A 21,827-nucleotide genomic window follows, 5' to 3' on the forward strand; every position below is an offset into this window, starting at 1 on the left:
TGGCCACCGTGGTGGCCGACGGGCGTCCGCTCGCCGTGACCGGGGGCACGGGCGGCCTCGTCCGGGTCTGGGACCTCGCCACCGGGGAGGACCTCCACGGGCCCCTGGCCGGCCACGGGTCCGCCGTGACCGCCGTGACCACCGTGGTGGTCGACGGCCGGCCGCTCGCCGTGACGGCGGACGGGGAGACGGTGCGGTTGTGGGAGCCGGCCACCGGTGCGCCGGTCGGCGAGCCGATCCCGATCCCGCTCCCGGCCCCGGCCGACGCCCCGCCACGGGAGCGGGAGCCGGCGGACGAGGACACCGAGGACGCCGAGGACACCGGCGACATCGACGAAGAGGACGAAGAGGACGAGGACGACGACGAGGGGCCGGTCGTCGAGGCGGTGGCGGCGGCGGTGGTCGACGGCCGCCCGGTCCTGGCGGTGGGCATCGACGACGGCCTGGTGCACGTCTGGGACCTGCTCACCCGCACCCCGGTCGGCCCGCCCCTGCACGCCGCCGACGACGGCCTCACCGCGATGACCGTCGCACGGATCGCGGGCCGCCCGGTGCTCGTCACCGGCGGCGCCGACGGCACCGTACGGACCTGGGACCTGGGCACGCTCGCCCGGGTCGGCCCCGACCTGGTGCTGCCGCTGCCGGTCGGCGCGCTGGCCGCGGCCCCGGCGGACCGGCTGGTGGCCGGATTCGGCTGGGAGGTCGCGGTGTTCCGGCTCGCGGAGCACGCCGGCCAGGCCGGAGGAGGACGGGCGGAGGCGTGAACACGAGGGTCCGGCCCCCGGGCCGGACCCTCGCGGGCCGGGACGTGCGCGCGGCGACGGACGCGGGCACGCCCCGTGCAGGGGTGCGTTCGGAGTGCCTACGCATCCTTGCCGATGCTCCGGGCGCCCCGGTATCCCAGTTCCCTCGGAGGTGCCCGGCCCCTGCGGCCCCTGCCGCCGCGTCAGGCCGGGAGGTGGGCGGCCACCAGGGCGGCGAACTCCTCGGGGGTGAGGATGCGGATGCCGAGTTCCTCGGCCTTGGCCCGCTTGGAGCCGGCCTTCTCGCCCGCGACCAGGAGGGTGGTGCGCTTGGAGACGGAGGAGGAGGCCTTGCCCCCGGCCTGTTCGATCAGTTCGTTCATCTGGTTGCGGGAGAGGTCGGCGAGCGCGCCGGTCATGCTGCCGGTGACCACGACGGCCTCGCCGGCCAGCGGTCCCCCGTCGCTCTCGGCGCCCTCGCCCTCGCCGCCCTCGGTGCCGCCCTCGGTGCCGCTCTCCCCCGCCACCGCGGCGGGGGCGGTGGGAACGGTGACGGCGGTGCCCACGCCGAGGTCGGCGAGGCGGTCCAGCAGCGGGGCGAGGTCGGCGAGTTCGGCGGCGACGACGCGGGCCTTCTCGGTGCCGATCCCGTCAACCCCGGCCAGCGTCTCGGCGTCGGCGGCCCGGATCGCCGCCATGCTGCCGAAGTGCGCGACGATCCGCCGGGACATGGTGCGCCCGGTGCCGCGGATGCCGAGGGCGCAGAAGACCCGGTTGAGCGGCTGGGTGCGGGCGGTGGCGAGAGCGGCGATCAGGTTGTCGGCGCTGGTCTCCCCCATCCGCTCCAGGGTGAGCAGCTGGTCGCGGGTGAGGGTGAACAGGTCGGCGAGGTCGGCGACCAGGCCGGCTTCGACGAGCTGGACGGCGCGGGTGCCGCCGAGGCCCTCGATGTCGAGCTGGTCGCGGCCGGCCGCGTAGAGGACGGAGGCGACGGCCTGGCAGTTGCGGCCGCGCACGCAGCGCCAGCGCTGTTCGCTGCTGTCGACGGCGTCGCCGCAGCGCGGGCAGGCCTCGGGGAAGGCGATCGGCTGCTCGGCGCCGGTGCGGGCGTCGAGCACCGGGGCCTCCACCCGGGGGATCACGTCGCCCGCGCGGTAGACGAAGACCTGGTCGCCGATCATCAGGCCGCGCCGTTCGATGTCGGCGGGGTTGTGCAGGGTCGCGAAGGTGACGGTGACGCCGTCGATCACGACCGGTTCCAGGACGGCGCGCGGGGCGATGATCCCGGTGCGGCCGACGTTCCACTCCACCCCGAGCAGCCGGGTGACCTTGTGCTGGGCGGCCAGTTTGCGGGCCACCGCCCAGCGCGGCGCCCGGGAGCCGGAGCCGGCCTCGGCGCGGTCGGCGGCCAGGTCGGCCTTGACCACCACGCCGTCGATGCCGAAGGGGAGTTCGGCGCGCAGCGCGGCGATCTCGTCGATCCGCTGCTGGACCTCCTGGACGCCCTCGCAGGGCCGCGGGCGGGCCGCGGTGGTGGCGGCGGTGTTGGCGCCGAGGGCGGCGAGGCGGTCCAGGAGGGCGCTGTGGGCGAGGTCGTCGGGGCCGACGGCGTCGTAGGCGAAGAAGGTCAGTTCGATCCGGTAGGGGCGGTCCTTGGCCCGCAGGGTGCCGGCGGCGCCGTTGCGCGGGTTGGCGAAGGGGGTGGCGCCGTGGTCGGCGCGTATCCGGTTGGCGTGGTCGAACTGGTCCTGGGTGAGCAGGACTTCGCCGCGCAGTTCGAGGTCGAGCGGCTCGGCGAGTTCGGCGGGCAGGCCGAGGACGGCGTCGGCGGTGTGGGTGATGTCCTCGCCGGCGAGGCCGTCGCCGCGGGTGATCAGCTGGTGCAGGCGCCCGGCGCGGTAGCGGGCGGCGACGGCGAGGCCGTCGAGCTTGGGCTCCACGCACCAGGCGGTGACGGGCCGGCCCAGGCGGCGCTCCAGCCCGGCGGCCCAGGTCTCCAGCTCCTCGGCGGAGAAGACGTTGTCCAGCGAGAGCATCGGCACGCTGTGCGGGACGTCGCCGAGGGCGGCGCCGCCGGCCACCTTGCCGGTCGGCGAGTCCGGGAGCACCTGGTCGGGGTGCGCGTCCTCGTAGGCGGCGACGGCCTTGAGCAGGGCGTCGTACTCGTCGTCCCCGAGCGGGGTGGCACCGTCGGCGTAGTACGCGGCGGCGGCCTGGACGGCGGTGGCGACGGCGTCGGCGTACTCGGACGGGGAGGCCAGCGGGGCGGCGGTGTCGATCATGTGGGAATCATGGCGGACGGCACTGACAACGCCCGGCGCCCGGCCGTACGGCGGCGGGGGTCAGTGCAGCCGGGCGCTGGTGGGGTGCCGGCGCCGTTGCGGCGGGCGTCGCGGCGGGCCCGGCCGGGGGTGGGGCCGGTGCCGAGGACGCGCCCGTCGGCGAGGGCGAGCCAGGTGCCCGGGGGCGTGCCCTCGGGGGCAACGGCGGCGAGGGCCGCGTCCGGTTCGGTGCGGGAGGGGCCGGTGCCGAAACGATCTGTGGACGGGCGGCTTCAGGGGTACGGTCCCGTGCACACGGGTTCAAGGCGTGCACGGGATGGGGACCAGCATGGCACCTCCGGACGGAATCGGCATCGGCCAGCGGATCGCGGCCTACGAGGATGTGAGGGGTTTGAGTCATCGGCAGCTCGCCGATCGCGCTCATGTCTCGTACAGCCTGCTCACGAAGGTGGTGTCGGGGCACAAGCCGGCGACGCCGGAGTTCGTGGCAGCGGTCGCCCGGGCCTTGGGAGTTGAGCCGGGCGACCTGCAGCCGCCCTCGTACGGTGACGGCATGGCCGATGACCCGCTGGTCCCGTTGATGGGGCCGATCCGCACCACGCTCGACCTGTACGACCTGCCGCCGCAGGAGGCCGTGCGCCCGCGGGCCCTGCCGGCTCTTCGGGCGGCGGTACGGCAGGTGAACGCGCTGGCCCAGGCAGCGAAGTACAAGCCGATGGTGGCAATGCTGCCGGGGCTGCTGGTCGAACTGCACACGGCAGCACACGAGTTCACTGGAGAACAGCAGCGGCAGGCATGGGGCCTGCTGGCGGAGGCATACCGGTGCGAGCATTCGGTCGGGATCGCGATCGGCCTGAACGACCTGTCCGCGACGGCCCTGGCCAGGATGGACTGGGCCGCCCAGCGGGCCGGTGACCGTGCTCCCGCTCTGCGGGCCGCCCGCGAGTACCTGCGGGTCACCGCCTACCTGCGCGTCGGCGACCTGGCGGCATGCCGGCGTCTCCAGGAGTCCGGCCGCGGCCACCTGGACGGGACCGACGCCAAGACGCCGAGCGCGCTTGTCACCGCAGGGCAGCTCCACCTCGGCTCCGCCGTGGTCGCCGCCCGCGCCCGGCAGACCGATGCGATGAAGCATCACCTGGACGCGGCCCGGAAGGTCGCCGCCAAGACCGGTGAACGGCCGGACCTGTCGCTGCACTTCGGGCCCACCAACGTTCAGGTCCACAGGGTAATGACGCTGGTGGAGGCCGGCGAGCACGACGAGGCGGTGGACGCCGCGAAGGGCCTGCGGTTCCCGGCCGGGTGGGCACCGACCAGGATCGGTCACCACCACATCGATCTGGCCCGCGCCTACCGGTGGATGGCCAGGCCCGAAGCCGCGCTCGACCAGCTGGATACCGCGTACGCGGTGGCGCCCGAGCAGGTCTCCCGGCACCCGCTCGCCCGCGAGACTGTGATCGCCCTGTCACGCTCCGCTAGCCGCCGGAGTGTGCGGCTGTCAACCTGGATCACACGAACGGGCATCTGACGATCTTTCACTTCCGGTGAAATTCACGGCCTTACATCAGCGGCATCGTGGTGTTCAGGCCCCGCGACGTGAAGCCGGGGTATGAGCCCGGTCCGGGCCCACGCGCGGTCCGGACCGGCCTCCACCACACCGCTGATCCTTCTGGAGCCCGTGATCGCCGCTACCCGCCGCCCGGCGCCGTCCGGACCGCGCAGATCCGCCGGTGACCGCCTACGGCGGAGGGCCCTGGCCACCGCGGCGGCCGGCTGGGCCGACTTCTCCCCGGCCGCCGACCCCCGAATGCGCCCGGCCTCGTGAGCACGGCGACCGTCCCGGTGCCCACGATCGAGAAGCCGTCCATCGCTCACCTGCCCTACCGGCCCGAGTCGGCCTCGGCGGCCCGCCGCCTGGTCCGCGACAAGCCGGCCGAGTGGGAGCTGGGCGACCTGATCGACGACGCCCAGCTGATCGCGTCCGAGATCGTGGGCAACGCCTCCAAGACCGGCTGTCTCCTAGACGGTGCATGCGGAACCGCGGGGTGCGTCATGACCGGCCGGCACCTCGGCACCACCGAGCACACGCTGCGGCCACGGCCGCCCGGCTGCCCCAGTCGCGTCCGCCGAGGAGAAGGCCATAGACCCGTCCGACGCTCGGCCGAGCCGATACTGCCCCGCTGGGTTGGGGCTGCTGTCCCCGCACACCCGTTCCACTGCGCGACCCCGCCATCCCGCCCGCCGTCCAAGGGAGTGTCCATGCACGACTTGATCGCTTCTCCGTTCCTGGACGGCTATGTGGCCGTCCGGCCCGGCCGGCGCGAGGGCCTGCGGATCGGCGCGGGCCGGTACCGGGAGCTCCTGGACGCGCCGCCGCAGGCCATGGTGCCCGGATGGCTCACGGAGGCGGCCCGCAACGCCTGGGGCATGGTCCTGGACGGGCGGCGGCTCCACGGGACGGTCCTGGTCCGGCAGCCCGCCGCGCTCGGCTACGGCCGTGCGTCGTGGGAGATCAACAAGGGCTGCGACTACGACTGCGAGCACTGCTACCTGGGCCTGAAGAACTTCGAGGGCCTGGCCTGGGAGGACAAGGTCAAGATGTTGAACGTCGTCCGGCACTCCGGCGCCCTGTGGTTCCAGATCACCGGCGGCGAGCCCCTGATCGACCGCGACTTCCCGGCCGCCTACCAGTACGCGAACGAGCTGGGGCTGATGGTCTCGATCGCCAGCAACGGCAGCCAGCTGTCCAAGCCGCGCATCCAGGAGCTCTTCGCCCGCCACCGCCCCTACCTGATCGCGGTCAGCGTCTACGGCGCCACCGCCGCCTCCTACGACGGCATGACCCGCAACCGGGGCGCCTTCGACCGGTTCATCAAGGGTCTGGAAGCCTCCCGGGACGCGGGCCTGCCCCTGAAGCTGAACATCGTGGTCTCCGAGCGCAACGCGGGAGAGATCCCCCGGATGCAGGCGCTGGCCGACCGGTACGGCTTCCCTCACCACGTGTTCACCACAATGAGCCCGACCATCGAGGGCGGCGGCGAGCGGATGGGCACCCAGGCCGCCGACTACGTCATGCCGCGCAAGCCGTTCCAGGGCTGCAACGCCGGGCTCACCTTCTTCCACGCCGACCCCTGGGGGAAGGCATCGATCTGCAAGGTCGGCCGCGACCCCCGGTTCGACCTGATCACCGACGGCGTCGACGGCCTGCGCCAACTGGGCGCCGTCGCCGACTCCCTCCAGCTTCGCACCGGTGGATGCTCCGGCTGCGCGCTCTCCGGCACCTGCTTCACCTGCCGACCGCTGGCCAAGCTCTACCAGGAGGCGAAGGCCCCGCTCAACACCTACTGCCAGCACGGAGGGAGGTAAACCCAATGCCGGTACCCGTAGCACTTACGCTCACCGAGCGACCCCTTGAGGACGAGGAGGTCGTGTTCGTCGGCGACCTGGACGACGTCCTGGAGGTCGTCATGTGCTCCTGCTCGTCGAGTGATTCCCAGCCGTACTAGCTCGTCCGGTGGCGCCCCGGCCCAGGTCGGGGCACCACCCACCGCCCCTCTGGAGTCCAGCAGTGTCGATGAACCGCCTCGCCTGGCACCACCTCCCGCCTGCCTCCCGCGCGGCCGTCCAGGAGCGCACCGGCCCCTTCCTGACCACCGCCGACGCGTCCAGCGGAGCGAACTCCGGCGTCGCCGTGAAGGCCATGACCGCCTCCGGCGCGGTGTTCATCAAGGGCATCCCCGTCGACAACCGCCAGGTCAAGACGCAGCTGCGCGAAGCCGCCGTCAACCCGCACCTGCCCAAGTCATCCCCCCGGCTGCTGTGGCATCTGCAGGCCGGGGGCTGGGACCTGCTCGGCTTCGAGGCGATCGAGGGCCACCTCGCCGACTTCTCACCGGGCAGCCCCGACCTGCCCCTGGTCGTCGACGCGCTGACGGAACTCGCCCGCACGCCCTGCCCGGACATCCCGCTGCTGAGCTTCTCCAAGCGGTACGCGCCCTACGGCGACACCCCGGAGCTGTTCGACGGGGACGCGCTCCTGCACACCGACATGGCCCCGCACAACGTCCTGGTCGACCACGCCGCCCACCTCATCGACTGGGCCTGGCCCACCCGGGGCCCAGGCTGGGGCGACCCGGCCGTCTGGGCCGTGCGTCTGATCGACGCCGGACACACCCCTCGGCAAGCCGAGCAGTGGGCCGGCCGGCTGCCGGCGTTCGAAGCCGCGGACCCCAAGGTCCTTCTCGCCTTCGCCGAGGCCAGCGCCCGCTACTGGCAGGAGGTCCACGCCCAGGCGTCGGCGGCAGCGTGGACACGGTCCATGGCCGCCTCCGCTCTCGCCTGGCGCGACCACCGACGCGACCACTCGCCGGCCGGGAAGTGACCGACCCACCCATGGACCCGGCCCTGATCAGCGGCCTCCTGGACGAGATCACCGACGCCACCGGCCACCGGGCGCCGACCCGGCTTCCGCTGCGGGTCTGGTCCATGTCAGGAGTCGAACGGCTGACCTACCCCGACGGCACCACCGCCGTCCTGAAGTACGCGCGCGAGCCGTTCACCCAGGAGGACCAGATACTGCGGACCGCCGCACAGGCCGGCGTCCCGGTGCCTCAGGTGCTCGGCTCAGCCCAGCGAGGCGGCCTGCTCGTGATGGTGCTCGAAGACCTCGGCGACCCGCAGCGCGAAGCCACCGACAGCGAAGTCACCACAGCCGCCGCGCTCCTTCACGCAGCCGCCCCACCGCCGTCACTGCCAACACTGGATCAGAACGCCTTGGCAGCCCTGCCCGGCAAAGCCCTGGGCCACCTGCAACGACTGCGAGCCGCCGACCGCTGGACGGAAGGGACCGAAGACCTCACCAGCACCCTGTACGCCCTCGCGCACTCCGCGAAGAAGAAGGCAGTCGGCGCACTGACCGCTCCCTTCGGCTGGGTGCACTCCGAATACCACCCGTCCAGCCTGCACATCGGCCCCCGGGGCTGGCACCTGCTGGACTTCGCCCACTCCTTCACCGGACCGGGCCTCCTCGACCTCGCCTCCTGGCAGGGCCTCACTCTCAGGCAGCCCCCGGACCCGGCACGCCTGCGCGGACTCATCGACGCCTACATCGCCGCAGGAGGGCCACGCGACGCGCTCGCCCGCCGCGGCGGGCTGCCCCCGGAGGCGTGGGCGCTGGGATGGCACCGGGTCTGGGCGATCGAATGGTTCCTTGAACAAGCACACCGATGGATCAACGACCCCGCCAAGGACCCCGGGGCCGTCAAAGTCGTTCGCCGCCATCTGATATCGGCCGTGGATCTCCTCGAGGTGTGAAGGAGGCCCCACCAACTGTGGGACTACCCCTCCGTGTCCCCGAGCGGGGTGGCACCGTCGGCGTAGTACGCGGCGGCGGCTTGGACGGCGGTGGCGACGGCGTCGGCGTCGGCGTACTCGGACGGGGAGGCCAGCGGGGCGGCGGTGTCGATCATGTGGGAATCATGGCGGACGGCACTGACAACGCCCGGCGCCCGGCCGTACGGCGGCGGGGGGTCGTTCAGTGCCTCCTGCGGCCGGGGGTACCGGTCAGCACTCCAGCAGCGCGCAGGCCCAGTGCATGCCGCGTCCCATGCCGGTCAGGGCGATCAGGTCGCCCTGGGCGAGGTGCCCGGCCGCGCGGTGGTGCTGGAGGTTGAGGATGTGGTCGGCGGCCCCGAAGTGGCCCCGTTCCAGGGAGATGTCGAGGTTGGTGCGCTCCGGCGGGACGCCGAGCAGGTCGGCCAGCTTGGTCAGGGTGGAGAGGTTGTCGTTGAGCAGCACCACCCTGGCCAGGTCCGACACGGAGACGCCGATCCGCTTGCAGGCCCGGGCCGTCACCTCCTGCACCCGGTCGCCCATCAGGCCGATGAACTCCTGGAAGCGCTCCGTGTCGTAGTCGAAGAACTCCATCAGGTCCCAGGCGTCGCGGGCCGGCGGGGGCACCTGGCCGCCCTGGAAGGGGGCGGCCGCGCCGCCCTGGTCCATCCGGAACAGGTCGGCGTAGCGGCCGTCACTGATCACCTCGCCTGCCCGCCAGCGCAGTTCGGGGTGGTCGCGTCCGGCCACGGCCGCGCCGGCGCCGTCGGAGAACAGCAGCGAGTTGGTGTACATCCGGTTCCAGTACGCGTCGCAGGTCCGGTTCGCCCCGACCACCAGCGCCCGCTGGTAGTCGGGGTGGGTGGCGAAGCGGCCGGCGAGCAGGTCGAAGCAGGTGATCCCGCTGACGCAGCCCTGGCTGACCAGGACCGCCTCGGCGCGGTGGGCGCCCAGCCGGTCCTGGAGGCTCGCGGCCGCGTCCCAGTACAGGTACTCGGGGATGTCGGTGATCGCGAGGACCACCAGGTCCAGTTCGGCGGGGTCGGTGTCCGCCTCGTCCAGGGCCGCCCGGGCGGCGTCGAAGGCCAGGTCGGTGAGCCCGACCCCGTCCGGGGCGCGGTGGATGGTGCGGTAGCCGTACGCCTGGATGCGCTCGACGTCCGCGGTGTACTCGGAGACCGCGTCCTCGACGGCGACGGGCTCCCCGAGCGCCGATCCGAATGACATCAGGCCATAGTCCACGTCACTGCCCCTTCCGGCTGCGCACCCTCGTCGGCGAACCCCGGCCGGCCCCGACACCGGCACCCTCAGGGCAGGGAGCGCGTTCGCGGGGCCGACGCACGGGAGAGGGCGCCGGGCGTCATTCCAATGCCGGGAATGCCGGGAAATATGACGAGTCCGGGGCCGTGGTCAGGGCGCCGGCGGAGTCCGACCCGGGTCCGGGTCGGAGTCGGCAGCGGGATCGGGATCGGGATCGGTGGTCGCGAGGGTGACCATGTGGTGCATGACGGCGACGGGGACGCCGGGGTTGCGGGCGCCGGTGTCGGCCGAGGCCGGTCCGGTGCTCGACGCCGTCGGCGCGGGTCAGCGCGGCCCACGCGGGGTCGAGCGGGGTGCGCGGCCGGCGTCCGGCGGCGCACCGGGGGCATGCCGGGCCGCACACGGGGAAGCCGGGTCCTACGGAACACCGTCCCCCTGGGGGGCAGCCGGTGAGGAGACGTCAGGAGGAACGATGCATCGGATCGAGGAGTCCGTCGAGGTCGCGGCGCCGCTGGACGCGGTCTACGGGAGCTGGGTGAGGTGCGAGGAGTTCCCCGGTTTCATGCGGGGGGTGGTCAGCGTGGACCGGTCGGAGTGCGGCACCAGTTGGGTGGTGCGGACCGCCGCCGGGCCGCGGGAGTTCGAGGCCGTGACCACGGAGCTGGTGGAGCGGGAGCGGGTGGCGTGGGACAGCGGACCCGGGCCGGCCCGGCACCGGGGTGTGGTCACCTTCCACCCCGTGGACGACCGGACCACCCGGGTGATGCTCCAGCTGGAGGTCGAGCCGCACGGGCTGTGGGAGCACGTGGCCGAGGCGCTCGGCTTCGTCGACCGCCGGGTGATCGACGACCTGGCCGACTTCCGGCGCCATGTCGAGGAGAGCGGCGGGCAGGCGGCGTGAGCCCCGGCCCGGAGGGACGACGGAGCCGCCGGCGGGGACGGGGCCGGTGCCCCTCCCCCGCCGGCGGCGTCCGGGTCAGGAGGTGGTGAAGGTGACCTGGTCGACGGTCCAGAAGGCGCTGTTGGTACCGGTGTAGCGGAACTGGAAGCGGGCGGTGGCGGCGCCGGCCGGGACGGTGACGGGGAGGTTCTCGACGGTGTTGAGGTCGGCGCGGTAGGACTTCACCAGCTGCGGGGCGCCGTTGTCGAAGACCACGGAGAGGTCGCCGGTCTGCGGCCCGTCGATCTTGTAGTCGGTCGCGAAGGACAGCACGCCGCGGCTCCTGCCGGAGACCGGGTAGGCGGGGCTGACCAGGGTGGAGTCGAACTGGCCCGCGCCGTGCGCCTTGTCGTCCCACTCGTCGGAGTCGGCGACGGCGAACACGTTGCGGGCGCGCACGTTGGTCTCGCGGGACTGGCCGAGCTGGGAGGCGGTCCAGAACTCGTCGGTGGCGAAGGTCCAGCCGCGCCACTCGGTGACGCCGCCGCCGGGCATCCGGGAGTTGTCGATGCTCCAGCCGGCCGGCGGGGTGTGGGTCCAGCCCTTCACCCCGGCCGGGATGCCGCTCTCGTCGGCACGGGCCGACAGGCCCGGGCGCAGCGCGTCGAAGTCGTCGGGGGTGATCTCGTCGATGGGGCGGCCGTCGAGCTTCCAGGCGGGGTCGATGGCGGCGCCCTCGTGCTTGAGGACGGTGGGGGCGATGTCGGCGGGCCTGACGTCGTAGCGGCGGGAGCCGGGGGTGTAGCCGGTGCCGTCGGCGATCAGGAAGGTCTGGCGCTCGTTGGCGCTGTTGCCGCCGTGGCCGCCGGCGTCGGTGTGGCCGTGGTCGGTGGTGACGATGATCAGCCAGTCCTCCGAGCCGTACGTGGGGCGGGACTTGACGGCCTGGAGGACCTGGCCGACCAGGGTGTCGGCGCTGTGGAGGGCGGCCAGGTAGTCGGCGCCGGCGCCGCCGTGGCTGTGGCCGGCCTCGTCGACCTGGTCGAAGTGCAGGAAGGTGGTGTCGGGGTTGCCGTGGGCGAGGTAGTCGGCGGCGTCGGCGGCGGTGGTGGTGTCGTTCTCGCTCTCCTGGAGGCGCAGGTCGGCGCGGCCGTTGAAGACGTTGCCGGCGATGGGGTTCCAGGAGCCGATCACCAGGGTGGAGTTGCCGGGGTCGGCGTTCTCCAGGCGGGTGGCGAAGTCGGGGTAGAGGTCGAAGCGGGCGCCGGTGAAGGCGTTGTCCTTGACCTGGTGCTTGTCGGGCCACACGCCGGTGGCGATGGTCGACCAGCCGGGGCCGGAGAGGGTGGGGGCCAGCGGGTTGGCGTAGAGGTTGCCGGTGGCGGTCATGCCGCCGGCCATCAGGGCCTTGAGGTGGGGGGCGTCGGCGGTGAGCAGCTTGTCGTAGCGGGTGCCGTCGACGCCGATGACCAGGGTCTTGGCCTGCTTGGTGCCGTTGGGCAGGTTCCGGTACGGGCCGTCCGCGGCAGAGGCGGCGGGCACGGCGGCAAAGGTGGGCACGGCGGCCGAGGCGGCGGCGGACAGCGGGGTCAGCGCAGCCACGGTGGCGGCGACCGTGGCGGCGGCGAGGACGGCGGTGCGAGTGGAGCGGGAGGTACGCAACGGAGGACTCCCCAACTGATCGTCGGCGCGGTGCAGTTGCACCGGGAGTGAGGATGGGCCGGGCGGGCGAGGGCGGCCCCTCGCCGAGTCCACGGTTGTATGAACAACCGCCGAAATTCAGTCCAGACCCGTTACGCTTCCGTGATCATCGACGCCGGCCCCGAACGTCCTGGCGACCCCACGGCACCGCGGAACCGGTCCTCGATAGGCTGGCGCGGTGAACCACCCCATCCCCAGGGCCGGCCCGGAACCCGCCCGCGCCGGCGTCCCCGAGCACGGCCGGGTGCCCAAGTACTACCTGGTCAAGGCCCGCCTGGAGGAGCTGATCGGCGAGCTCGGCCCGGGCGGCCGGCTGCCCACCGAGGCCGATCTGGCGCAGCGTCACGGCGTCGCCCGGGCCACCGTGCGCCAGGCGCTGCGCGAACTGCTGCTGGAGGGCCGGCTGCGCCGGCAGGGCCGGGGCACGGTGGTCGCGGGGCCGAAGATCGAGCAGCCGCTGTCGCTGAGCAGCTACACCGAGGGCGTCTCCCGCCAGGGCCTGCGCCCCGGCCGTACCCTGATCGCCCTGGACCGGCTGCCCGCCGACGCGGCGATGGCCCGGCTGCTGGACGTCGCCGAGGGCGAGCCGTTGTGGCACCTGGAGCGGGTGCTGCGCGCGGACGAGGAGCGCGTCGGGCTGGAGTCCACGTACGTGCCGGTCGCCCGGGTGCCCGCGCTGGGGCGGGACTTCGACCCCGAGGGGTCCTTCTACGGCTACCTGCGCGAGCAGGGGGTGCGCCTGGGCGCCGCCGACGAGCGGATCGAGACGGTGCTGGCCACCCCGCGCGAGGCGCTGCTGATCGGCACCCCGCCGGCGCTGCCGATGCTGCTGCTGCACCGCCGCAGCCGGGACGCCGCCGGGCGCCCGCTGGAGCAGGTGCGCACCCTCTACCGCGGCGACCGCTTCAGCTTCACCCTCGCCCTGGGCGCCCCGGACGGCGACTGACCGGGGCCCGCTCCGGCGACGGCTCCCCCGGTGTCGTGCGCCGCCCGGGCGGGCTCGGCACGGATGCCGTTTGCCGCGGTGAGCCCCGGGTGATCCTCCGCCTCGGTGCCGCCCGCCCGGGGCGGCGGGCAGGGCCCCGCAGGGTCCCCCCGAAGGCTGGAGGAGCGCATGCCGATCTCGGTGTCGGACGTACTGATGGAAGACGTGCTGTTCGCGACGGGAATCCCGGTGGACGCCTCGTCGCCCAAGCCGGTCGCGGTGTTCCGCAACCCGTCCCAGGGACAGGTCTGGGACCACCAGACCAAGGCGTGGGTGAACGGATACCGCCTGGAGGCCCTCGTCATCAGCGCCGTCGGCGCTGTGCGCAAGGTCCACCACCTGATCCGCGATCCCGAAGCCGCACACGGCTGGAGGGTGTCGGACGTGGACTTCGGTACGCCCACACCACCGGCCCAGCTGGTGGCCTTCAACCCGGGCGGCGAGGTGTGGTGCCTGATGATCGCCGAGGACGAGAAGGCGTACATGTCGTACCTCCAGCAGGACGGAACCTGGGCGAAGGCCCTGCCGGTGGGATCACGCACGTACGAGTCGGTGGAGACCTCCTTCGACGGTGAGGAGTACCCGCTCGCCTACCTGCGGGTGCGCAACAGCCCCGATTCCGCTTGCTTCACAGCACCCGACTGGTCGGAATGCACAGAGCTCGACAGCCTCCCGAACGACCGCCTGGCCTACGGCTCCTCGTCCGACAACGGGGCACGCGACTGCGTGTTCGGTGCCGCCGTACAGAGTGGCAGAGTGACGACGGGCTGGACGCGGCTGGGCCGGGAGCCCGGAGGCAATTACCTCGGGGAGTTCTTCCCTGAGGACGGCAAGGAAGCACGGCAGGTCGTGGAGCTGTACTGCGACGACAACGGACACGAGGTCAAGGCGCTGGTCCTGAACACGGACGGTTCCTTCTCCACCGGCACGTTCAGTGCCGCCGATGCCAACGGCAAACTGGTACCGGCGGGCATCCCCGGTCTGCCGCAGGACGTCACCTTCACCCGTGTCGTCTCCTACCTCAGCCGCGAGGGGACCGCACAGAAGCCCGAGTTCTTCCGGGACCTGTACGCCATCGACGCCCAGCACCGGCTCTGGGTGGTGCGCCGCGCCCGCGGCGGGACGGACGGCTGGCTCCCCCCGCTGCCCATCGACAAGAACATCGGCGGGATCGCCGCCACGGGCGGGTACCTGGGCGAGACCGCGCTGTTCTCCTGGGCCCCCGACGGCGGACAGCTGAACCTGGACATCCGGGACGGACGGACGGGCCGCTGGCGCGGTGTGCACGTCCTGCCGCCGACGTCGAAGCCGGAGCAGTACAAGGGGAACTTCCACCGCGTCGAGGCACTGGTCCGCACCGAGGAGGGCGTTCCCCTGCCCCGGCATCCGGTGACCCTGGCCACCCACGACGCCGCGGCGGACTGCGAGGTGTTCTGGACCGTTCCGGGGGCCATGGGACCGCCGCTCATGCACACCATCACCGCGGACCCCACCCCGCTGATCACCGACGCCGAAGGACGGCTGACGCTGACCCTGCGGGCGGACACCCTCGCCTCGTCGGAACTGCTCCTCACGGCGGACGGCGTCACGGTGCAGGTGAAGCCCGGCGCGAAGGTCCTCAACTACCTCAAGGGCAGCGGCACCCTGCGCGAGACCGACCCGCGCGGGCCCCTGCCCACCTTCGACCAGGCGGGCCACGCCCTCGCCGCCGCCAAGATCGCCGGCCCCGACGCCACCGATGACAACCTCGCCCAGTGCGCAGCACTGGTCGGCAAGGTCGCCGCCCACGGCCTCGCCACCCCACCGCAACTGACCCCCCTCTACCGCACCCTCGACGGCGGCCCCCAGTTCCGGAGCATCTGGGGAGACATCGGGGATCTGGTGGGGGACGCGTGGCACGGCATCAAGAACGGCCTGATCAAGGTCGGTGAGGTGATCAAGAAGGGAGCCGACTGGGTCTGCCAGAAGCTGACCGCGCTGGGCCAGGAACTGGGCAAGGACGCCTCCCTGGTGATCAAGGGGATCGAGACCGCGGCGCACGCGATCGTCTCCGTGCTGCGCGCGATCGGCGCCGCCATCGAGAAGGTCATCGAGTGGCTCAAGGCACTGTTCCACTTCAAGGACATCTGGGAGACCAAGATGGCCGTGGAGCAGGCCTTCCAGCAGGCCACGAAGAGCCTGAACGGCGGGATCGCCCTCCTGAAAGAGAACGCCGACCAGTGGCTGGAGCGGCAGAAGACCGAACTCGCCGACGTCCTGGACAAGTTCAAGAGCGAACTGACGGGCAACGGCGTCACGACCGTCAGCGCCACCACGGCCGCATCCGGCGCCGCCAACCCGAAGGTCGCGACGGCGACGTCCGACCCCCAGGCCCGCTGGTTCTCCGAGAAGGTCCACCACGCGGGCTCCCCCACCGGATCCCTCGCCACCTCCCTCGCCGAGGGCAGCGGCGGGACCGGACCGGACCTCCTCACGGTCCTCACCAGCATCGAAGAGGCCTTCGTCAAGGAGGCCGTGCTCCTGAGCCAGCAGCTGGCATCCCTGCTGAACCCCCCGGAAGCTCTGGCCGACGCCGCGCTGGCGAAGCTCGTCGACGACCTCAAGAATTTCCTGCTCACCCTGATGGACCTCGCCAGGAAACTGGTGGACAGCTTCCTCGACCTGCTGGAAGACGGGCTCGGACAGCTCGCCGGCGCCGCGTCCAAGGAACTGCACTGGGGCCCGCTCAATGCCCTGTGGGCCGGGATGGCCGCTCTCGCCGGCCACGGCGACGACGACAAGCTCACCCTCGGCGGCGTGGTGGCGCTGCTCATCGCCTTCCCCGCCACCATCGGCTACAAGATCGCCACCGGCGACTCCGCGGCGAAGCTGTTCCCCGGCGGCAAGCTCCCCGGCCACGGGCAGCCCACCCCGGCCGAGTCCCTGGTCGGGGACCCAGCCGACCCCGTCGCCCCCACCTCGATCGCCCTGGCGAAGGGCTGCTACGCCACGGCGGGCTTCGCCACGATCCTGCAGGCCATCCCTCTGGTCTGGCTCGACTTCGCCGCCCCTCAGGAGCAGGGCGAGATCTCCTCCTGGCTGCCGTACTCCGTCTGTCTCGCAGGACTGGGTGCGACGGTCCTCACCGTGGTGGGCCAGTCCCAGGACACCTGGGACTGGGACAAGATCCTCGATGCGGGCATCGTCGCCGGGGCGACCATGACCGGGGTCGGCTACCTGGCCGGCATCCTCGCCACGAAGTTCGACCAGTCCGCATGGACCCGGTTCGCCCCGATCGTCGTCACCCTCAGCGGCGGCGTCGGCCTGGCCTGGGTCGTCTACGCGGTCGTCGAGAAGAACATCACAGGACCGGTCCCGATCGGCGGCGCGTTCATCGGGACCCTGCCGGCGCTCTTCGGCTTCCTCAGCCTGCCCGCTCTCGCCGATGACGAATGGGTACGGCTCGCTCACGCAGCCGTCGACGTCATCGCCAACCAGCTGGCCGGGGCCGCCAACATCATCGGCGCCTTTTCGTCCTCCTCCTGACCGGCGGCACGCGTGGGGTCCCCGCACGACTCCGGACGCTGTGCGGGAATCCGGGGACCCCGACCACTTTCACCCCGTCGAGCAACGGCTCGACGGGACGAACAGAACACTCAGAACACGAACCGACCGTCCGGCGGCCGCGGGTGCGGCCGCCGACGGCGGGCGGGCGGGTGTCAGCAGGTGCCGACGCGGCCGTTGTACGAGGACCAGACCGGCGTCCAGGCGCTGCCGTTGTCGTGCGGGCGGTAGACGACGAGGTTGCCGTCGTTCTGCATGCGCAGCCAGTTGGCACTGGGGTTGCAGCCGAGGGCGGTGCCGGAGGACCACTTGGCCTTCTTGAAGGTGTCGTAGACGACGAGGTTGCCGTCGTACTGCATGATCACCTTGCCCGGGCCGCCGCTGTTGGTGCCGCTGGCCCACACCGGGTAGCCGGTGTTGGTGTCGTACTGCACGAGGTTGCCGTCGTTCTGGTACAGCAGCCGGTAGTCGCCGTTGCCGGAGACGAGCGAGTCGCCGGGCAGCAGACAGCTGCCCCAGTTCATGTGGTCCCAGCCGCTCGGGTTGCGCGAGCAGTTCCACTCGCTGTTGACGTCGGCGGAGGCGCTGGTGGCGGTCGCCAGCCCGGTGACCGAGGCCAGTGCCAGTGCGGCTCCGACGAGCGAAAGGGCGCGCCTGACCGTTCCGGTGTTCCGCATGGTTCCCCTCTTTTCCGCTGCGGCACGGCTCCTGGCCGTCCGCGGCACGGTGTCCTTGACCGCGGCGGACCGGCCCCGGGCCCGCCCGCCGCCGTGCGGTGGGAGCGGGGCCTCTCGACCCCTGCGTCCATGCCAACGGGCGGTGATCGACACCCGGTTCACCGTGTTTCCCGGGGGCAACGGAAGGCCTCACTCGGGCCGGCGGCACGCGTGGGGCCCCGCACGACACCGTGCGGGGCCCCACGCGTGCCCGGACGGGCGGTCCGCGCCCTACCGGACGACCTGGTAACTGAGCGCCGGGTAGGTGAAGTTGGCCCAGGACAGGCTGCCCAGCCCGAACGCCAGGTCGCTGGGCTTGCCCGGCAGGCCGGTGCGGCAGTCGGCGGTGTAGTAGACGCGGATGTCGGCGGCGGTGTAGTTGACCGCGGAGGCGGCGGCCGGGATGTTGTGGCAGCCGGTGTCGGCGGTGTCCACCACGGTCCGGGCACCCGTCAGGTTCGCGCCGGCGGCGAAGTAGGCGACGGACGCGTGCGGGAACTCGACGGCCGCCGCGGGCTGGGCGAGGGCCGCCCCGAGCAGGACGGCCGCCCCGGTGGCGACGGCGGCGGTGAGGCTCTTCTTCCGGAGTGCGGCCATGGATGACTCCTCGTCGGACGGGCGCGCGGGGATACGCACGCGATCGTGTTATCGCATCTTCAACTAATTCCCCGGGGCCTGCCAAGACCCCCTCGCCGCACGGCGGCCCCGCACACCCGGGCCCGGGCGCGGGACACCCGGCCCGACCTAGTAGGTTTCGATGTCACCGACGGCGAGGATTCGGTGACGCCTGGTGCGGGAAGGGGGCCCGGCCAGGCAGAGCGGGAAGGGGAGGACGCACGGTGGCCACGAGCACGGAGAACGTGTTCAGCAGTGAGGGCATACCAGAGAAGGAACGGTTCGAGTGCTGGCGGGAGTTGATCGGCCGCTCCCGGGACAGCGAGGTGACCAGCGACCACTCCGCCGACTTCCGCGCGGAGATGCGGCGCCTGGAGCTCGGCCCGGTGACCCTGCTGCGGACTTCCTTCCCGCCGACCCGCTTCCATCGCACCGCGCGCCGGGTCCAGCGCTCGGACCAGGAGACGTTCCACCTCACCCTGCTGCTCGGCGGCGGCTTCGCCCTCAGCCGCGGCACCGAGCCCACCGTGATCCTGGAGCCCGGCAAGCTGCACATGCTCGACAGCTCCCACTCGTTCGACCTGCGGTCCTACGGCTCCCGCGCCGAGGCCCCGTCGGAGCGCCGCGTCGAAGCCGTCGGCATCGACTTCCCGATCTCCCTGCTGCCGCTGCCGCCGCACCGGCTGCAGGAAGTGCTGGGCCGCGGCTTCTCCTCCCGGGAGGGCACCTCCGCGCTGCTCACGGACTTCATCGTCGGCCTCGACCGCCAGGCCGCCGCCCTGGGCCCGGTCGAGACCCCCCGCCTGGGCGGCATCGTGATCGACCTGGTGTCCGCCTGGATCGCCCGGGAGCTGGACGCCGAGGCCACCGTGCCCGACGACAGCCGGCAGCGGGCCCTGGTCGAGAACGTCCGGGCCTTCATCGGACGCAACCTGCACGACCCCGAACTGACGCCCGCCGTGATCGCCGCCACCCACCACATCTCCGTCAGCTACCTGCACCGCCTGTTCACCCGGCGCTCCGACGGCGAGACCGTCGCCGCCTTCATCCGCCGCCACCGGCTGGAGCGCGCCCACCGCGACCTGGCCGACCCCGCGCTGCGCGCCCTGCCCGTCCAGACCGTCGCCGTCCGCTGCGGCCTGCCCCGCGCCTCCGAGTTCAGCCGCGCCTTCAAGGCCGCGTACGGCCTCTCCCCCCGCGAGCACCGCCGCCGGACCCTGGGCGGGCCGGCACACGGACGGCCGGCGTACGGGTAGCCGGCGTACGGGTAGCCGACGTACGGACAGCGGACGCGACGGACCGGCCCTGGACCCGGAACGGACGCGGGAACGGACCGTGCACGCAATGCCAAGGAACTGTCCACTGGGCGCCAACACGGCCGCTCCGCGTCCTGACATCCTCCACGAGGAACACCGCGCGGCGGAGCGCTGTGATCCGGTTCCAGGCCGACGGCCCGGCACGCCACGGGGGAGCGTGCCGGGCCGTCGGCCGTTGCGCGTCAGCGGGCGCGCGCCGGCCGGGTTTCCGTGTCAGTCGGCCAGGTTGACCGGGCGGTAGGCGTGGTAGCCGTCACCGCTCTTGAGGCCGTAGCTGTGCGAGGCGTGCCGGGTGCCGACGTGGCCGGCCTGCTCGTAGGCCTGGTACGAGCCCTTGCCGCTGTTCCAGCCGTCGAAGATGACGACGTGCCGGTGGTCCGGGTCGCCGCTGTTCGCCTTGATGACCAGGTCGCCGCGGCGCAGCTCGGACATCTTGATGGGCTTGGTCCAGCCGTCGTTCTTCAGCGCGACGGTGTTCGGGCCCGACTTGGGCAGGCCCAGCGCCATCGAGGCGTAGCCGGAGCAGTCCTGGCGGTAGCCGTCCTTCCAGTTCTTGTGCTGGCTGTACGGGACGGGCTTGCCCCCGTTGGCGGTCAGCCAGCGCTGGGCGCGGCGGATCTCCTCGGCGCGGGTGATCTTCGGGGCGGCGGCCCGCTGGTCCTGCGCCCGGACGACGGCGGCGGTGTCGCCGGCCGGCGCGGTGGCGGCGAGGGCGGGCGCGGTGAGGGTGAGCGAGCCGAGCAGCGCGGTGGCGGCGAGGGCGGGGATGCTCCAGCGGCGGATGCGGTTCATGACGGTGTTTCCCTTCCGAGGGGTGATGCCGTGACAGGTGATGTCGTGACAGGTGGCGCGGTGACGGGTGGCGCGGTGACGAGCGGTACGGAGTGGTCCGGGGGCGGCCCTCAGCCCAGGTGGGCGAGGCGGCGCAGCGCGGCGTGGTCGCCGTGGAAGACGTCGGCGTCCATCGGGCGGCCGGCGGTTCCGGGGATGCGGGCCTGTTCGCTGTGCTGCCAGAAGTCCCAGCCGGTGGCGCCGGGCAGCGGGCGGGGTTCGGTGGTGCCGTAGCGGGCGAGCCAGGCCCGGTGACCGGCGAGGTCCCTGGTGCCGCCGAGGCAGTCGTCGACGATGTCGCGGCGGGTGTAGAGGACGGGTGCGGTGCCGGTGGCCTGCCGGACCCGCTGGAGGAAGGCCTTGAGCTGGTCGAGCCGCAGCGGGTGGCCGTCGTGGCGGCACTCCTCCACGTCGACGGCGGGCGGCAGTTCGCCCGGCTTGCCGCCGGTGTGGCCGGCCCGGCGCAGCGCGGCGAGGAAGTGGTCGGCCTGGGCGGCGCCCTCCTTGTCGGCCTTGAAGTAGTGGTAGGCGCCGTGCGGGAGGTTCACCGAGCGGGCGCCGGCGAGGTCGCGGGTGAACCAGCCGTCGTCGAAGGTGAGGCCTTCGGTGGCCTTGAGGTAGACGAAGGACCGGCCGCCGCGGACGATCGCGGGCCAGTCGTAGGCCCGGTCGCCGCCCTCGGTCTCGTGGCTGTGGTGGGAGCTGTCGAAGCCGTGCACCGCGTAGGTCTGCGGGCCGCCGGCGGCGTCGGCGCTCGCGGCCGGGACGAGTCCGGCCGGCGCGGCGGCGAGGACGGTGAGGGCGGCGAGGGCGGTGACGACGGCCGTCCGCAGCGCGGTGCGGGTCCTGGGACGGGAGTCGGGCTTCATGAGGGGGGTTCTCCTCTGCGGTGGTGCGGGGGTGGTGACGGAGCGTCGCCCCGGGGTGGCGGTCCTGCCGGTGTGTCCCGGGGCCTGGTGAGAGCTTCGCCAGGTGGGCGGCCGGGGTGTAGCGGTTGCCTGTTGTCGCCCGGTGCGGGCACCTCGACAACGGCTCTGACCTGCGGCTTCGCTCGTTCGCGGGGAACGGCCCGGCCTCCCGTGACCGCTGCGGCCCGGCCTCGTTGAACGGTTGGGACACGATCGGACCGGGGGCTGCGGGTGAGTGCGGAGGGCGAGCGGCGGCGGGTGCCTGGGCAGGGCACGCCGCGATCCGGACGGGACGGGCACTCCGGCGGGGACGGGCACAACAGCGGGGACGGAAGCGGCGGGAGCGGTCCCGGCAGGCCCGGGAACGACTGGAGCGGGCACGGCGCGGCCGGGGCGCGGGCGGCGGAGGGCTTCGCGGCGGCGCTGCGCGAGCGGCGGCGGGCGCAGGGCCTCTCGCAGTCCGGCCTGGCCCTGCGGGTGCACTACGACAAGAGCCACATCAGCAAGGTGGAGAACGGCGACAAGCCGGCCACCGCGGACTTCGCCCGGGCCTGCGACCAGGCGCTGCGGGCCGGCGGCGAGCTGGTGGCACTGGCCACCCGCGGCCAGTGCCCGTACCCGGGGCTCGCGTCCTTCCGGGCGGAGGACGAGCGCTGGTTCCACGGCCGCGAGCGGGCCCGCGCCGAACTGCTCGCGCTGCTCGGCGAGCGGCTGGC

At 72.9% G+C, this 21,827-nt stretch carries 19 protein-coding genes and 1 pseudogene; 12 read left to right on the top strand and 8 right to left on the bottom strand.

Going from position 1 to position 21,827, the window contains the following annotated elements; translation table 11 throughout:
* The coding region (locus tag BU198_RS37680) for a WD40 repeat domain-containing protein (RefSeq protein WP_411293283.1) at positions 1 to 764 on the top strand (764 nt) is incomplete at its 5' end.
* A 182-nt stretch (positions 765 to 946) separates the two neighbouring features.
* Here the strand turns inward: BU198_RS37680 and ligA are convergent.
* Positions 947 to 3,025: an NAD-dependent DNA ligase LigA gene (gene ligA, locus BU198_RS37685; protein ID WP_188301277.1), complete on the bottom strand. Its 2,079-nt coding sequence runs from the start codon at positions 3,023 to 3,025 to the stop codon at positions 947 to 949.
* A gap of 328 nt (positions 3,026 to 3,353) precedes the next feature.
* Here ligA and BU198_RS44380 point away from each other — a divergent pair.
* From BU198_RS44380 to BU198_RS37705, 6 genes and pseudogenes are all read left to right on the top strand, one after another.
* Positions 3,354 to 3,542: pseudogene (locus BU198_RS44380) on the top strand (helix-turn-helix domain-containing protein); the annotation flags it as partial.
* A 36-nt stretch (positions 3,543 to 3,578) separates the two neighbouring features.
* A complete protein-coding gene (locus tag BU198_RS37690; protein WP_223245490.1) occupies positions 3,579 to 4,553 on the top strand; it encodes a transcriptional regulator in 975 nt (324 codons plus the stop codon).
* A gap of 293 nt (positions 4,554 to 4,846) precedes the next feature.
* Positions 4,847 to 6,391 carry a radical SAM protein gene (locus BU198_RS37695; RefSeq protein ID WP_317620489.1) on the top strand — a complete coding sequence of 515 codons (1,545 nt, stop codon included), beginning with the start codon at positions 4,847 to 4,849 and terminating at the stop codon, positions 6,389 to 6,391.
* 5 nt (positions 6,392 to 6,396) lie between these two features.
* Entirely contained in the window at positions 6,397 to 6,531 is a 135-nt protein-coding gene (locus BU198_RS43585; RefSeq protein ID WP_262987101.1) for a hypothetical protein, read from the top strand.
* Positions 6,532 to 6,599: 68 nt separating this feature from the next.
* Complete coding sequence (locus tag BU198_RS37700; protein WP_411293284.1) at positions 6,600 to 7,406, top strand: aminoglycoside phosphotransferase; 807 nt, start codon at positions 6,600 to 6,602, stop codon at positions 7,404 to 7,406.
* An 11-nt stretch (positions 7,407 to 7,417) separates the two neighbouring features.
* Positions 7,418 to 8,338 (top strand): phosphotransferase, encoded by a 921-nt coding sequence (locus BU198_RS37705; RefSeq protein WP_188301280.1) that lies wholly within the window; start codon positions 7,418 to 7,420, stop codon positions 8,336 to 8,338.
* Between the two features lie 23 nt (positions 8,339 to 8,361).
* Here the strand turns inward: BU198_RS37705 and BU198_RS43590 are convergent, their stop codons facing one another.
* Positions 8,362 to 8,493, bottom strand: coding sequence for a hypothetical protein (locus BU198_RS43590; RefSeq protein WP_262987102.1), 132 nt, complete (start codon positions 8,491 to 8,493; stop codon positions 8,362 to 8,364).
* Between the two features lie 94 nt (positions 8,494 to 8,587).
* Positions 8,588 to 9,583 carry a 3-oxoacyl-ACP synthase III family protein gene (locus BU198_RS37710; protein ID WP_223245487.1) on the bottom strand — a complete coding sequence of 332 codons (996 nt, stop codon included), beginning with the start codon at positions 9,581 to 9,583 and terminating at the stop codon, positions 8,588 to 8,590.
* Positions 9,584 to 10,088: 505 nt separating this feature from the next.
* On the opposite strand from BU198_RS37710, the gene BU198_RS37715 reads away from it, so the two are divergent.
* Positions 10,089 to 10,517, top strand: coding sequence for an SRPBCC family protein (locus BU198_RS37715; RefSeq protein ID WP_188301282.1), 429 nt, complete (start codon positions 10,089 to 10,091; stop codon positions 10,515 to 10,517).
* A gap of 75 nt (positions 10,518 to 10,592) precedes the next feature.
* Here the strand turns inward: BU198_RS37715 and BU198_RS37720 are convergent, their stop codons facing one another.
* On the bottom strand, positions 10,593 to 12,158 hold the full coding sequence (locus BU198_RS37720; protein WP_188301283.1) for an alkaline phosphatase family protein: 1,566 nt from the start codon (positions 12,156 to 12,158) through the stop codon (positions 10,593 to 10,595).
* A gap of 217 nt (positions 12,159 to 12,375) precedes the next feature.
* Here BU198_RS37720 and BU198_RS37725 point away from each other — a divergent pair, with 217 nt between their 5' ends.
* Together BU198_RS37725 and BU198_RS37730 are read left to right on the top strand one after the other, a co-directional pair.
* Entirely contained in the window at positions 12,376 to 13,143 is a 768-nt protein-coding gene (locus BU198_RS37725; RefSeq protein ID WP_188301284.1) for a GntR family transcriptional regulator, read from the top strand.
* A gap of 168 nt (positions 13,144 to 13,311) precedes the next feature.
* On the top strand, positions 13,312 to 16,707 hold the full coding sequence (locus tag BU198_RS37730; protein WP_188301285.1) for a hypothetical protein: 3,396 nt from the start codon (positions 13,312 to 13,314) through the stop codon (positions 16,705 to 16,707).
* A 173-nt stretch (positions 16,708 to 16,880) separates the two neighbouring features.
* On the opposite strand, the gene BU198_RS37735 is transcribed toward BU198_RS37730, so the two are convergent.
* Both BU198_RS37735 and BU198_RS37740 read right to left on the bottom strand, forming a co-directional pair.
* On the bottom strand, positions 16,881 to 17,402 hold the full coding sequence (locus BU198_RS37735) for a hypothetical protein (protein WP_188301286.1): 522 nt from the start codon (positions 17,400 to 17,402) through the stop codon (positions 16,881 to 16,883).
* 270 nt (positions 17,403 to 17,672) lie between these two features.
* Positions 17,673 to 18,038, bottom strand: a complete 366-nt coding sequence (locus BU198_RS37740) for a hypothetical protein (protein ID WP_188301287.1) — start codon at positions 18,036 to 18,038, stop codon at positions 17,673 to 17,675.
* A 242-nt stretch (positions 18,039 to 18,280) separates the two neighbouring features.
* Between BU198_RS37740 and BU198_RS37745 the strand changes: the two genes are divergently transcribed.
* Entirely contained in the window at positions 18,281 to 19,312 is a 1,032-nt protein-coding gene (locus BU198_RS37745) for a helix-turn-helix domain-containing protein (protein ID WP_317620490.1), read from the top strand.
* A gap of 273 nt (positions 19,313 to 19,585) precedes the next feature.
* Here BU198_RS37745 and BU198_RS37750 read toward each other — a convergent pair whose 3' ends face one another.
* Both BU198_RS37750 and BU198_RS37755 read right to left on the bottom strand, forming a co-directional pair.
* Complete coding sequence (locus tag BU198_RS37750; protein ID WP_188301289.1) at positions 19,586 to 20,164, bottom strand: hypothetical protein; 579 nt, start codon at positions 20,162 to 20,164, stop codon at positions 19,586 to 19,588.
* Between the two features lie 110 nt (positions 20,165 to 20,274).
* Positions 20,275 to 21,072 (bottom strand): glycoside hydrolase family 25 protein, encoded by a 798-nt coding sequence (locus BU198_RS37755; RefSeq protein WP_188301290.1) that lies wholly within the window; start codon positions 21,070 to 21,072, stop codon positions 20,275 to 20,277.
* 270 nt (positions 21,073 to 21,342) lie between these two features.
* On the opposite strand from BU198_RS37755, the gene BU198_RS44075 reads away from it, so the two are divergent.
* Positions 21,343 to 21,827, top strand: a 485-nt coding sequence (locus BU198_RS44075) for a helix-turn-helix transcriptional regulator (RefSeq protein WP_317620491.1), incomplete at its 3' end; no start/stop codon positions are given.

It is taken from the genome of Streptomyces sp. CBMA156 (assembly GCF_014596515.1).
Taxonomy (GTDB): domain Bacteria; phylum Actinomycetota; class Actinomycetes; order Streptomycetales; family Streptomycetaceae; genus Kitasatospora.